Annotated in this window: 12 protein-coding genes and 3 pseudogenes; 8 read left to right on the top strand and 7 right to left on the bottom strand. The window is 44.7% G+C overall.

Features of this window, described 5'->3' with window-relative positions:
* Positions 1-3: 3 nt before the first annotated feature.
* Positions 4-228: pseudogene (locus FFT88_RS25920) on the top strand (integrase); the annotation flags it as partial.
* A gap of 155 nt (positions 229-383) precedes the next feature.
* Here FFT88_RS25920 and FFT88_RS06530 read toward each other — a convergent pair.
* Complete coding sequence (locus tag FFT88_RS06530) at positions 384-1,313, bottom strand: nucleotidyl transferase AbiEii/AbiGii toxin family protein (RefSeq protein WP_135404405.1); 930 nt, start codon at positions 1,311-1,313, stop codon at positions 384-386.
* The gene (locus FFT88_RS06525; RefSeq protein ID WP_171026927.1) at positions 1,300-2,082 is read right to left on the bottom strand and encodes a type IV toxin-antitoxin system AbiEi family antitoxin domain-containing protein; all 783 of its coding nucleotides are present in this window, start codon (positions 2,080-2,082) and stop codon (positions 1,300-1,302) included. Before FFT88_RS06525 ends, FFT88_RS06530 begins: the two co-directional genes overlap by 14 nt.
* 315 nt (positions 2,083-2,397) lie before the next feature.
* On the opposite strand from FFT88_RS06525, the gene FFT88_RS06520 reads away from it, so the two are divergent.
* The 5 genes and pseudogenes from FFT88_RS06520 to FFT88_RS06500 all read left to right on the top strand — a co-directional run bounded on the left by FFT88_RS06520 (position 2,398) and on the right by FFT88_RS06500 (position 8,371).
* Positions 2,398-5,607: a hypothetical protein gene (locus FFT88_RS06520; protein WP_135404403.1), complete on the top strand. Its 3,210-nt coding sequence runs from the start codon at positions 2,398-2,400 to the stop codon at positions 5,605-5,607.
* A gap of 340 nt (positions 5,608-5,947) precedes the next feature.
* Positions 5,948-6,418: a hypothetical protein gene (locus FFT88_RS06515; protein ID WP_135404402.1), complete on the top strand. Its 471-nt coding sequence runs from the start codon at positions 5,948-5,950 to the stop codon at positions 6,416-6,418.
* Positions 6,415-6,514: pseudogene (locus tag FFT88_RS06510) on the top strand (transcriptional regulator); the annotation flags it as partial. The gene FFT88_RS06515 and the pseudogene FFT88_RS06510, both read left to right, overlap by 4 nt.
* Before the next feature lie 49 nt (positions 6,515-6,563).
* A pseudogene (locus FFT88_RS25565) lies at positions 6,564-6,755 on the top strand (integrase); the annotation flags it as partial.
* 620 nt (positions 6,756-7,375) lie between these two features.
* On the top strand, positions 7,376-8,371 hold the full coding sequence (locus FFT88_RS06500; protein WP_135404401.1) for a DUF4365 domain-containing protein: 996 nt from the start codon (positions 7,376-7,378) through the stop codon (positions 8,369-8,371).
* Positions 8,372-8,695: 324 nt separating this feature from the next.
* On the opposite strand, the gene FFT88_RS25560 is transcribed toward FFT88_RS06500, so the two are convergent.
* The 3 genes from FFT88_RS25560 to pinE form a co-directional block, all read right to left on the bottom strand.
* Positions 8,696-8,800: a hypothetical protein gene (locus tag FFT88_RS25560; RefSeq protein ID WP_024189247.1), complete on the bottom strand. Its 105-nt coding sequence runs from the start codon at positions 8,798-8,800 to the stop codon at positions 8,696-8,698.
* A 394-nt stretch (positions 8,801-9,194) separates the two neighbouring features.
* Entirely contained in the window at positions 9,195-9,821 is a 627-nt protein-coding gene (locus FFT88_RS06490; protein ID WP_000721149.1) for a hypothetical protein, read from the bottom strand.
* Positions 9,822-10,213: 392 nt separating this feature from the next.
* Positions 10,214-10,768 (bottom strand): site-specific DNA recombinase, encoded by a 555-nt coding sequence (pinE, locus tag FFT88_RS06485; RefSeq protein WP_000905044.1) that lies wholly within the window; start codon positions 10,766-10,768, stop codon positions 10,214-10,216.
* Between the two features lie 29 nt (positions 10,769-10,797).
* Between pinE and FFT88_RS06480 the strand changes: the two genes are divergently transcribed.
* Both FFT88_RS06480 and FFT88_RS06475 read left to right on the top strand, forming a co-directional pair.
* Positions 10,798-11,295 carry a phage tail protein gene (locus FFT88_RS06480; protein ID WP_032223436.1) on the top strand — a complete coding sequence of 166 codons (498 nt, stop codon included), beginning with the start codon at positions 10,798-10,800 and terminating at the stop codon, positions 11,293-11,295.
* Positions 11,295-11,897 (top strand): tail fiber assembly protein, encoded by a 603-nt coding sequence (locus tag FFT88_RS06475; protein ID WP_096981905.1) that lies wholly within the window; start codon positions 11,295-11,297, stop codon positions 11,895-11,897. The genes FFT88_RS06480 and FFT88_RS06475 overlap by 1 nt, the downstream gene beginning before the upstream one ends.
* Here the strand turns inward: FFT88_RS06475 and FFT88_RS06470 are convergent.
* Positions 11,869-12,312 (bottom strand): tail fiber assembly protein, encoded by a 444-nt coding sequence (locus FFT88_RS06470; protein WP_001089533.1) that lies wholly within the window; start codon positions 12,310-12,312, stop codon positions 11,869-11,871. The two genes, FFT88_RS06475 and FFT88_RS06470, sit on opposite strands and share 29 nt — an antisense overlap.
* Before the next feature lie 2 nt (positions 12,313-12,314).
* On the bottom strand, positions 12,315-13,058 hold the full coding sequence (locus FFT88_RS06465; RefSeq protein WP_096981904.1) for a hypothetical protein: 744 nt from the start codon (positions 13,056-13,058) through the stop codon (positions 12,315-12,317).

Genomic DNA, 13,058 nt, shown 5'->3' with positions numbered 1-13,058 from the left:
CACTCTACAGGCTGTGCTGAGTATCTGGATGCGCCAGAACGGCTTATAGAACTTCTGTTGAACCATGTTCCGAAAGACAGATTAATCAGAACTTATCAGGTCGGGCAGCAGGCGGAAAAATTACGGGATCTTTTTTTGAAATGGGGGGATTTTATTGAGCATGAGATCATCAGATCTAACAATGATGCTCCGGATAATGTTATTCAGATCAGCTTTGGTAAGAGATAGTTTCGTATTTCCATGAGCAGAGATCGTCTAATCACTCAGCGATCTCTTACTCGATGGTGCTATGTATTGAATTAAATGAATATGTTTGAATTATTGCAACGAAGTTATTCATATAACCAAAGCACCATGGCCCATTTCAGAGTCCATGGACAGCGCTAAGAATATTGCTCCAGTACCCTCTCTAGCTTATTCACCGCCGCCACATACTTCGCCGGATTTTTATCTTTCAGCACCGCCAGATTGCGCTGCTTCCAGCGAATAGCGGGAAGATGCTGAATTTCAGAATAGCGATACCGCGACCAGTCAGGGCTGTTTTGCTTAAAACTGAGCAAGAACTCGCGATCCCGATCCGTAAGATGTGACTTCAACGCCTGCGGCAGCAAAGTCGTTACTGACAGCAGCGATTCCAGCGGCGTTTCCTGCTGAGTCATCCCCGAAAATTCCTGAGCGTATAACGTGGCAATCCGATCTGTATCCCAATTTGGGGCCAGCAACTCGCCAATGGGGCCGGGATGGCCTGCCAGATAACAAAGAAAACCGTCAAAGATCTCCCGCATCAGTCCCGGTTTCTCCAGCATATTCAGCACATCAAACAGATCGCGCGGGTGCTGACGATCAAGCGCTGCGCAGATTTTACCGCCATAAAGATCCGCCAGCGAAACGACACTCATAGTGGTGAAGCCATACTCCATTTCCACACGTTCGCACACCGACATTTCTGCCGGAGGCAACAACAGCCCACGCCAGACCGGACTAACCTCGATCTTAATCTGGGCATCAGCCGTATTCACAATGATGCGCTTTTCATCCGTTTTATTTTCCTGCCGAATCGCGGTAATCCCCGGTTTACTGTTCAGCGATGCAGTAATTCTCTTCAAAGCGTCGTTGATCGCCGCCAAATCGGTATCGCGATCCGCAAAAGTCTTATACGCCAGATCGATATCCACCGACAGACGGGGAAAATCCTGCACAAACAAATTGATTGCGGTGCCGCCTTTTAATGCGAAACAGGACTCCTTCGCCACATGCGGCAGAGCTGCCATCAACAGTTTGACCTGCCGGGTATAGCTATCACGCAGATCCATCTTCGACTCCTTCCGGTTTAAATTCGCGTGGAACAGTAATTTGATAATCCGGCTCCAGCCAGCCACCGGGTATGATTTGCCGCTTTCCCGTACCTGTTTCTATACCGCTTTGATCAAGATACTGAAAATAAGGGTGTCCATTACGCCGGGCAAGGTAAAGCATCACCCGGTTGGTTTTAACCGAATGGCTGGCGCGAAGCAGTACCTGTAATTTACGTGGGCTGAGAAGATTCAACCCCTGAAACAACGCATCGGCATGTTCGAACGAGATTAACGAAGGAACCCCGCAGGCGATCTCATACGCGGCCAGTTCCGGAACACTGCCCGCTAACTGCCGATCGCCAATTTTCAGCTCCGTGATAAATGACGTTACATCAACGGTAAGGCCCGATGTATACAGCGTGATAAATGTGGCAGATTGTTCGAAGGCAGCAAACGATCCCGGCAGTTTGACGTAAGCCGGAAGCGCGAGCCAGACCTGCGGCTTACCCGGTTCGGTATAGTGCGCATGGCCCTGAAGCGCAAGGCTGGTTAGCCCCGCCACCCGAACAGGCTTTTCCCACTGTGTTTGAAGGCAGTAAACCGCGTCTACCCAATCCGGCTCACGGCCCGTCCGGCAGTACACACCGTGAGCGATGCGCCTGAGCCAGCCATTCTGAACATAGAGATAAGAAAGCTTACGATCTACGCCGTTGCGGGTAAGCCATGACTGGAGCAGCACCTGACCGGGTAGTGTATGCTGCATCAGCCAGTTTAGATAGTTTGGCAAATGTCGCTCCTGAATAGACATTAGTACAAATATTTAAACCAGTGTAGGTTCAGGGATACCCCACAGCAAGAAATAGTTTACTTATTCCTTATTTTGTCTATTTAAAATCGACATTAAACAAAAAATTCAAACCTACCCATATTCGGGCAAAGTGCGACAAATATATGCTCGGACTGGTTGCGGGGAGCGTGTAACATGGATACAAATCAAGATTATTGCCAGCCTCACTGATGGATTACTGGTGTCAAGAGCACCCCTTCGGGCATGAAACGGCTGGCTAATTCTGTACAGACTGTAATCTAAGGACGATAACGCATGACATATCAGGCAATTTTCACTGGCTGGGATGATCTGACGATTGAAGACCTTCTGGTCGCTTACCGGAAGGCAAAAGCCGATAGCTTCTTTGAGAATACATTTCCTGTTGCTATCAAATTTGCCGAGTATGAGCAGGAATTACTTGAAAACCTGCAAAAACTCTTAGATCTTTTGCAGAGCGAAGATGGATTCAGTAGCAATAAGAAGTTGATTGGCAAATTTCGTTTGTTACCGAAAAAATTAACCACAAAGAAAAAACATGAATCCCAAAATGGACACGTCCACTTTTCTAATCCTAAACGAGCAGCCGACCATTTATTTAATAATTTTGATCTGATACCAGAGTTTCGTATTATTGGTGACTTCCCGGTTGATAGTCACATTATCTCTGCACTATGGATTAACATGGTCGGGCATAAATTTGATGCCAGCTTAGATAACTGTTGCTATGGCGCGCGGCTAAAACGTATTCGTAATGATCAATTATTTAGCAATGAGCAGGATAATCCATTCCATATCAGTGCCGTGGGTTCTTTTAGCCCCTACTTCCAGCCCTACCAAAAATGGCGTGGTGATGGCTTAAAAGCTATACGTGACGAGTTGGAAAAAGATCGTGACATTATCGCCGCCTCACTGGATTTAAAAAGTTACTATCATTTTATTGATCCACTGGCTATAACCTCTGATGATCTCTATAACACACTAAACATAAAACTGACTGAGGATGAAAAAGCGTTTACTGCACAGTTAGCCGTATTCTTAAAGCACTGGTCTGACGGCGCAGCGGCATTTGGAAAGAAAATAGCGTACAAAACACCTGTTATTAATGGTGGTCTGGTCATTGGATTAACAGCCAGTCGGATCATTTCAAATATATTGCTACACCATTGGGATAAATTAGTCATTGAAAAACTATCACCAATTCACTACGGTCGTTATGTCGATGATATGTTCCTTGTAATACGCGATACAGGGAAAATTACTAATAATTACGAATTTATGTTATTGCTGCAAGATAGGCTTGGCAATGATTGCGTTTATTTGAAAAACGAGCAAAAACAAATATGGCAAATACAGCAGGGCGAGCATTTCCAGGGTAAGACCACCATCCAGTTACAATCCGATAAGCAAAAACTTTTCGTGCTTCAAGGGAGGGCTGGAATAGACCTGCTCGACAGTATCGAAAAGGAGATCTACGAGCTTTCTAGTGAACACCGCTTGATGCCTTCACCGGATCAACTGGAACACTCTACCGCAGCTAAAGTCCTTTCCGCTGCCGGTAGTGTAGGTGAAAATGCCGATACTCTGCGCCGTGCGGATGGATTAACCATTCGGCGTTTGGGCTGGTCACTGCAATTACGCTACGTTGAAACACTGGCACGAGATCTGCCTCCAAGTGAATGGAAAGAACAGCGGGAAGAGTTTTATCAGTTTGCCTACAACCATATTCTTAGGGCTGATAATCTATTTGCACATTTTAGTTATCTGCCAAGGCTGCTTGGCTTTGCTATCAGTATGAATGAATGGCAGCACGCGGAAAAAATTGTACTTAAAGCTTACGAATCCATCAACCTGTTGGCATCGGTGATTACTTCAGGTAAAGAAGTGAATATAAATGGTTGCAAAACTCGAGCAGTAAATGATCTTTGGCGCTGTATAAAAGGCACATTAAGCTGGTTATTTGTTGATGCAGCGACACGATATTACAGTCCTGACAGATTATTTCTTGATAAACGGTCAAAGAAAGAAGAGTGCCTTGCGGATACATTTTTTAATCATATTTCACAAAGTCTGACGAATCTAAAGGATTTACTGGATCTTCGCTTTGATTCAGCAGATTTTTATTTAAAAGCGCCATTGGTAGCTCGAGCTGATTTAGCAAAGGAACCTTATAAACAGATCGTAAAGAGTCAGTCGGCAGAAAAACTTGTTAATCAGCGTGATAGTAAAAAAGAAGTTAAAATACTGAAATTAATGAGCGACTCATCGCTTATTGATATTGACGTTATTAAGCTATTTTTGAAATCAACCAAGAATACCCGACTGGAAAAAGTGGCTAAAGGAAATCGTAAGAACGAAAGTTACCTGCCTTACATTTTCCCTACACGTCCTTTAACACCCGCTGAAATATCAGAACTGGCCCCCGAATGTGTTGGATTACCCTCCACATCCGACAAAAAACCAGATGAGAGACCGTCCACCATTTGGGCAAAATATACTCAAGCATTACGCGGAGTATGGATCAAACCGACGTTACTAGCATCGGAGCAGGACTCAGATGAAGCGACAAAAAAAGCTCGGCCTAAGAAATTTATTCATATTGGCACAGACAGGAAACATAAAGTTGTCGTTGCGCTAACCAGCATTAAAACAGAGGAGGACGACTGGGCTAAAATGGCCTGCAATAAATCTAACTTGTCCCGTTCAAGGTACCAGCGGATTTCTGAACTGGTTAATGCAACATTGAAACTATCTCCTAAACCTGATTATGTTTTATTCCCTGAGCTTTCAATCCCGTTACGCTGGGTTAACAGTATTGCTGATCGTTTGAGTTCGGCGGGTATCAGTCTAATTGCGGGAACAGAATACCGCCACTTAGACGATAATCAACTGAAGAGTGAGGCCGTACTTGTCCTTTCAGATAATAGACTCGGCTATCCAGCGAGTGTCAAAATATGGCAACCCAAGCTGGAACCCGCCGTAGGTGAAGATGAGGCATTATTTTCAACTTATGGTAAGTCTTGGGACTCGACACTTAATGTTAAACAACGTAAGCCGGTATATATTCATCACGGCGTCAATTTTGGCGTTATGATTTGCTCTGAACTCCAGAATAGTAAAGCGAGGATCCGTTTTCAGGGCGCACTCGATGCATTAATGGTATTGAGCTGGAATAAAGATCTAGATACGTTTGCATCGTTGATTGAATCAGCAGCGCTGGATATTCATGCCTATACTATTTTAGTGAATAACCGAAAATACGGCGATAGTCGCGTACGTTCCCCGGCAAAAGAACCCTTTATGCGTGATATTGCTCGTGTGAAGGGCGGTGATAATGACTTTGTGGTCGCTGCAACGCTGGATATCGACTCGTTAAGGGCATTTCAGAGCAGGGCAAAACGCTGGCCTAAAGGCGGCGATAAATTCAAACCGTTACCTGAAGGATTCCAGTTGGCAAAGAACCGCAAAAAGCTACCGCCAAAATAAGAAACTGATTTTCGCTATTAATAATCAGGGTATTTTTGCGTGAGATGTCGGTAAACATGATGTAGCCCTTGCCACTCATGACCAATCGCAGTATCTTTCTCCCGCGCCTGCAAAATCAGGCGTCGGGATTGGAACCCTGAATTACTTCATCGACGACATATGGCGCGTTAGCGCTTTTTTTGTGTCGTGCGTTCGGCTACACCTCAATGGCGGGCCGGGCGGGGGCGTCGCAAGACGCGCCGGTGTCGATGAGGCCGGTAGTTCCAACCCCGTCCGGTTCCGCCACCCAAGAGATTGGAACCTCTGGTGGTGGTAAACATTACTCATCGGAGGTTGCCCCATGGCTACAACCCTCACCCCTGACTGCGGTTTACTCGATCTGCTGTCCGTTCCCTTCAATGCCACCACGGATTTCACTGTCCTTGCTGACTACTGCGCCCGCTTTGCCGAAACCCTGATTGAAACCGACGATCCAGCGCTACGACTGGCGCTCTGTGGGCGGCTTTACGCGGCTCTTGCGCTATTGCAACCCACACTACACGACCCCATCCCACCGCATCTTACCGAAAGCCTGACCGTGGATACCCTTCCCGCCACACCAGAGCACTTTATTTCCGAACCTGATTCCTTGTGCGAATACTGCCTCGCACTACTCCAGCTTCTGCTGGAACGTCCGGCGGAACCAAAAATGGAGCAAACCCTGACCGGGCTGCTGTGTGAGCTGGTCTGGTATTTCACGGAAGGACTCAAAGCCCCGCGCTGGCTGCGTACCGCCGACGGCGTAAAATTTATCAGTGAGGTGGCCGCATGATGCAACAGGACTGGCATTCCGCCTACATTATTGCGGTGCTGAAAAAGCGAGGAACGTCTCTGGCGGCACAGAGAAAAACTCATTGCGGAAGCGCTGTAAATATCGCCAGAAATCATCTGGTCCTCAAGGTACTTTGATAGCAAAGGCAAGCTGGCTGGTTCAGTCCGGAGTCTCTCTTCTTGCACTTAAAGAGATGGGAGGATGGGAAACTCTCAAAAAGGTTCAGAGATACGCTCACCTTTCAGCCGGGCATCTCCCCGAGCACGCAAGCAAAATCGGCACGATCATAAGTCGCAATGGCACAAATACGGCACAGGAGGAAACGTGGTGTATTTAAATATGGGGTAACTTATTGATTTAAATGGTGCCGATAATAGGAGTCGAACCTACGACCTTCGCATTACGAATTATAAGAATCCGATTCTAATTCAAAGCATTACCCCATCAACACTGCGCTCACACGTCCCACCACATCAAAACATGTAAAGCCTTGCAAGCCATTGTGAGGCCTTATGTGTCTCAGTTTTGTCCCATCTTGTATTACGACTCGCATAGCTAATGAAGATAAACGTGACGACAAACGGCGAAGCAGTCTTCTTTTCTTTCGCTGCTTCCCCACACCCAGCATGCATACCTTTCCGTCATAACTGGAGTGAATGTCTGTTATGAGCGAGGAGCGGACATTTTTCAGCAACCCATAGTTTGTTAACTTAGCTCCAGGGGAGATGGGCAGTGACTGCATTCTCAATACTTGGAATAACGCGATTAAATCAGGTGACATTTTCACACTCCTTCAATCTGAGAGGGGGGCTAGATGACGCAACTGCCAACATTCAGGTAGTCAATTGCATAGCCCGATTTCATTTTTAATAAAAGGTGTTTAAAATAGATCTAATATAGTACTTTAAGGCGTTATGTGAATAAATAAGTATTGTTAATTTTTTAATAAGAGGGTACATGAATAAAAAAATAGATACAAACCATCAAGGTCAGATTGGAGTCGCTTGGGTGCAATGGATTGTTGAAGGATTGTGGGGTGCTGGTTTGGAAGTACTCTCGGCACATAATGATGATGGTGTCGATGTTATCCTTCTCCTAAAAATCAGAAAGCACAAACAAACAGCCAATTCAACAGGGGATATTATTTTTGCACAAATTAAAACAGGTTATGTTTCTCAGGTACCAAGTAAAGATTATAATTTGAATTTAGGCAAGAAGCATATTGATTTGCATATGAGTCGTTGGCGTGCTTATCCGGGGCCAGTTATAATGATAAACGTTATTCCTCCGAGGATTACCAAAGGGGACCCCGTAGCGTACTGGACGAATTTACGTTCAGAAAAAAACAAACTTTCAGATGGTTCAATACACTTTGAAATTAAGGATAAGTTTGATGCTGCAGCTAAAGTTAATATATATAATTTATGTTGGCAGTGGGCAAGATTAAGGAGCCTGCCTCGTTTGTCAGCAAATATCCCCACATCACCTGCAATAGATGAAACAGCATTTTCAAAAATAAGCCCTTATGCAGAGAATTTGTATTTAATAGCAAAAGAGTATTATAAAAATCTTATGAAAGAATCTAAATCGCCTTTAAACCCTTTTCAGGTTGTTTTTACCCGTAGAGGATGGGAGCACATAACTAGAAAAAGCCGACCTAGTGAGACAAAAATACAGTCCTTAATTTTACTACCTGTAGCTATGAGAATCTTGCTTAAAACAACTCAAAGTGAGTCAAAAAAGATAACCTTCACGGATGAAAAAAGTGTTGGGCAATTAAGAAGACGGTGGTATGAAAGTCGAACATGTAACGCTACTTTCTATGCTCGAGATGCTGCTGTAGTTAGGGTAATTATTGAAAGGACACAATTATTCCATAAAGGCATATTGAAGCAAGACGTTAGCGTATTTTATTCAGTGCATGAGGTTGCTCGTAGAAGATCATTTGTATGAGGCGAAGCGTCGTGTCTGACATCTAACATCGTACCGAAGTGCTTGTGCTCATTTGAGCACCGCTACCTTCTTGATTACGTCCAGTGACACTAGCTCCACCCCATACAGCGTCTTATTGTAAGATCATATACTGTCGCTGTCGACAGCTATCATCTTATATGGGGAATGGCCATGTTTGGATTAAACACTCTTTATGCTTTTTTAGCGACATCAAGGTGTAAACGGATGCCAAATATCAAGCAGGCAAATCGCCGAATTTTCATATAAAAGTGCTTAGGCTACTTCTGCTTTTGGCACAGGGCTGCCGTTGCAGCCCTGACAACCTTAGACTTCAATCGATTCAGAAATCTCTAACGCATCATCGACTTCAATGCCCAGATAACGGACTGTACTTTCCAGTTTCTTATGACCCAACAGAAGTTGGATCACCCGGAGATTCTTAGTTTTCTTGTAGATAAGGTAAGGTTTTGGAGAAAAAATAGGGGGCTTTACATCCAGATACGAAGGGAGCGACCGGAGTGTCCTATTAAACTCTAAAGCAATCATCATCCCACCTCACCAAAGCTGAAAATAGTCTCACTCTAATGATTGATTAGTTATTCTATGCCTACAGCCGCTTATGACACGAAGCGGGCTGTAGGACAGTTCTTCAAGGATAGGTAAGTAATCTAGGAGGATTAATCGGCTTATAATGGTGTTACCCCATAAATTCACAGTAATACTTTAAAACCTATATCGTTGTCGGCATATACAACCAAAGAGTACAAATTACTAAAAGTAATGTACTCTAAGAGCACATATAAAATAAATTCCTATGTGAAAGTTACTCTTTAACGATAGCTGCAAGCCGATTAACCTCTTGTGTAGCCAATTTAAAAGCGGCTTCACATATTTTCAAAACCTCTTGAGAGCCTTGATCAAGCTCATTGTAAGAATCAATAGTTGGCTTGTTATTTTCAGTATGTAGTGACTCCTCCATACACCGCTCCCATAAGGTTGCTATTTCCTCGAGAGATGGACCTATAGCCAACAGATCTAGAGCTAACATCCCCTCTGGTATTTCAAATAAATTTAAATTATCAATTGCACGTTTTGTATTACGCATAGTCCAAGGAGACACTTGCTGAAAGTCGCTTTCTTCGCCACGCTCAATTGCCTGACGAACCTCATTCATTAAAGTTAACGAACGTATTATCAGCGCTCTTACTATATGCATTTTAGACAAATCTGACTCTGCTACCTTTCTCTTTTCAAGCTGTTTCTCATGTTTAATTTGATTGGCCGAGATCATACCGGCAATAATAATTGCTAAAATGCTACCAATGGCTTGAATCCAAGCAGGAATGATTGACTTGATCATGTCTTTTTCAGAAAAATCAATATAGGCGATACATCTTAACGCCAATAATAAAGCCACAGCCAAAGAAAAAGTATATATTATTTTTTTCATGATGATTAATCCCTCTATACTTCTTCACATCATATCATATCATATCATATCATATAATTTTCATCATCTTAAACAAAGAAAAGAATTACGAATACTAAAATCTTTATATAACGAGCTTATGATAAAGTAATGACTAATGGATTTCACCATTTATTATCCACTTGGCGCTAATACGAATGAATTCAAGCCTAGCGATCACTAGTCTGCTACTGGCACATAGCAGTCCTAGAGACAGTGGCGTAAAGTCATGGAGGATCGGTGGGAGGAAGCGCTAATCCTTTCATACAAAAAATATGTAAAATCAATAACGGCTGTAAATCATTCAATACTCGCACTATCGGAAGTTCACCAGCCAGCCGCAGCACGTTCTTGCATACGACGAGCCTGCGGTTTCATTTATCTCCGACCGGAAACATCTTATACAGTGTCGATACACCAACATCATAGATGATCGCCACCTTCTGGCGAGGAACGCCTGATGCAATTAATCGCCCGGCCTGCGCCCATTGTTCTGGTGTAAGTTTGGGACGACGTCCACCAATTCGTCCCTGTGCGCGAGCAGCTTCCAGTCCAGCTTTTGTTCGTTCAACAATCAGTTCTCGTTCCATTTCAGCCAGGGCTCCCATGACATGAAAAAAGAAACGGCCCATTGGGGTACTGGTATCAATACTGTCAGTCAGGCTTCGGAAATTCACGCCACGCTGGCGCAACTCTTCTATCAGCGTAACAAGATGCCGCATACTGCGCCCCAACCTGTCCAGCTTCCAGACAACCAGAGTGTCACCTGCCGATAATGTCCTGAGCAGTTTTTTCAGTCCGGGCCTTTCGGACTTCGTACCGCTTATCTTGTCTTCAAAAATCAGTTCACATCCTACACAGTTCAACGCATTACGTTGTAGATCGGTGTTCTGGTCATTTGTTGATACGCGTACATAGCCAATAAGCATGGTGGATCTCCCTGACAAAAGCAGGAATGATGCCATTTGCTCGTTATTTCTGCATTTTCATAAACGTTGGTTTGGGAGAAGGCTCTGCATTACCTGTTGGTGTCCCTGTTCCGTGGCCTTCAGCCACTCCGCCAACAGGCTGGCTGAAATGCAATGGTGCGGCTTTTTCCGCTGAAGAATACCCAGAACTGGCAAAGGCTTACCCGACAAATAAATTGCCTGATTTACGCGGTGAGTTTATTCGTGGCTGGGATGACGGTCGTTCAGTAGATACTGGTCGCAGCGTTATGTCTGCACAGAGCGCGCGTGTTGGTTATATTAAATTTGATATGGGAATTTATGGTATTCCTGCAGGTACAGGCTCACTTATTTTGTCCAATGATATCTTAATTACGGGTCATGACAGTAATGGCTCAAGCCTATTGCTGAACAACTCTAATGAGCGGGCAATTGGTGAAATGTATGTCGTTCCTGCCGATACTCGCCCACGGAATATTGCATTTAACTATATCGTGAGGGCAGCCTGATGAATAAAGCCGTATTAAATATCGAGCTTATTGCCACGAAGGCGGGGAATATTACCGTCTATAACTATGATGGCGAAACACGGGAATATATTTCCACATCAAATGAATATATCGCTGTCGGCGTCGGTATCCCGGCAAGTTCCTGTTTAGATGCTCCTGGCTCATATAAAGCTGGTTATGCAATTTGCCGTTCTGCAGATTTTAACTCATGGGAATATGTGCCAGACCATCGCGGTGAAACGGTCTATAGCACTGAAACAGGAGAATCAAAAGAAATCACAGCTCCGGGTGATTACCCTGAAAATACAACCACTATCGCCCCATTAACGCCATACGATAAATGGGATGGTGAGAAATGGGTGACCGATACTGAGGCACAGCATAGCGCCGCAGTAGACGCGGCAGAAGCACAGCGCCAGTCACTGATTGATGCTGCAATGGCTTCCATTAGTCTGATTCAGCTGAAATTACAGGCCGGACGGAAACTGACGCAGGCAGAAACAACCCGGCTTAACGCTGTGCTGGATTACATTGACGCGGTGACGGCAACAGATACCAGCACCGCGCCGAATGTCATCTGGCCTGAACTGCCGGAGGCGTAGGCCATTCAATATCTGGAGCACTGGAGGGATCAACCAGTTCCAGTGCGTCTAGATAATCCAGCCATAAATTATATTGCTCCAGCTCGTTACCTTTCAGACGACCAATAGCAGCTTTGCCAGGCCACTGATGGGTGTTGATGTAGGTATTGGCTTCTGAAACCAAAGATATTTTTTTCATTTCAGCCATCAACACCTCATCCTCTTTTGAAGGCGGTGGGGAATTAATCCATATTGGCCGTCCTGAACTGTCAGCGCCAATTTCTTTCCCTTCTGGATGCAGCCCAAGAAATTGCTCATATGTTTCTCGGGTAATTTCAATAACATCATCTGGAAGCGTTCCCGCATCCTCATATTCTGGAAACAATTCTTGTAGATAAAAACTTTTACTTCCGGGTGAAAAGAATACTGAGTTCATTATTACCGTCCAATGATTAACGCTGAGACGCTGGTATCTGAAGGAAAGGCTGCATTCAGTGGTTTGTCGACTTTGAATACAATCGTATTATTCCCCCGGACAGCGGCAAAAGAACAAACCGCCGTCGCGTATGAACCTGTAATATTACTGGATACACCACCATAGGTTGTTGTTGATACCAGAGGGATAACGCCCAGCACCTTATTAGGAAATACAAAGGGCAATGTGGCTGTGGCAATATAAGACTTATTAGAACCTGTAATGGCATAAGCATTATCAGTCATTCCATTCATCGCCACTGGACCGCTTATACTTACAGTAACCATCTGAGTGATTAGCCCGTCAGGTTGACGAATCACAAAATTTCCATTGCCACCAGTAACCGTCCAGAAAGACATATCAGGGATTTGGTTTTCCCCGTTGCCCACATTCCGTTTTGCCGCTTCTCCCAAACCAAGGTTTTCGAGAGCCGTTTTCACCGTGCCATCCGATTTGATATCGCCAAACGGATTCTTGCGGCTTAACAGCAGCGCACGAAGCGCGGTAAGCAACTGGTCGTGCCGCGCCTTCTCCAGGCTGGCACCGGATGCCTCCACCACGCTGCAGAGTTCTTCCTGCAACATATCAAAGTAGTCATCATCCAGATCGGTGGCAGGCGTGCCAGTCTGGGGGTTACCACGGGTAAAACCGTTCTTACCCGCGCCGAACTTATCCTTCTGCGCGGTTTTCGTGTCTATACGATGCAT

The organism is Escherichia sp. E4930 (assembly GCF_005845405.1).
In the GTDB taxonomy this organism is placed as follows: Bacteria; Pseudomonadota; Gammaproteobacteria; order Enterobacterales; family Enterobacteriaceae; genus Escherichia.
This window is presented reverse-complemented; position numbering and strand designations above follow the sequence as displayed.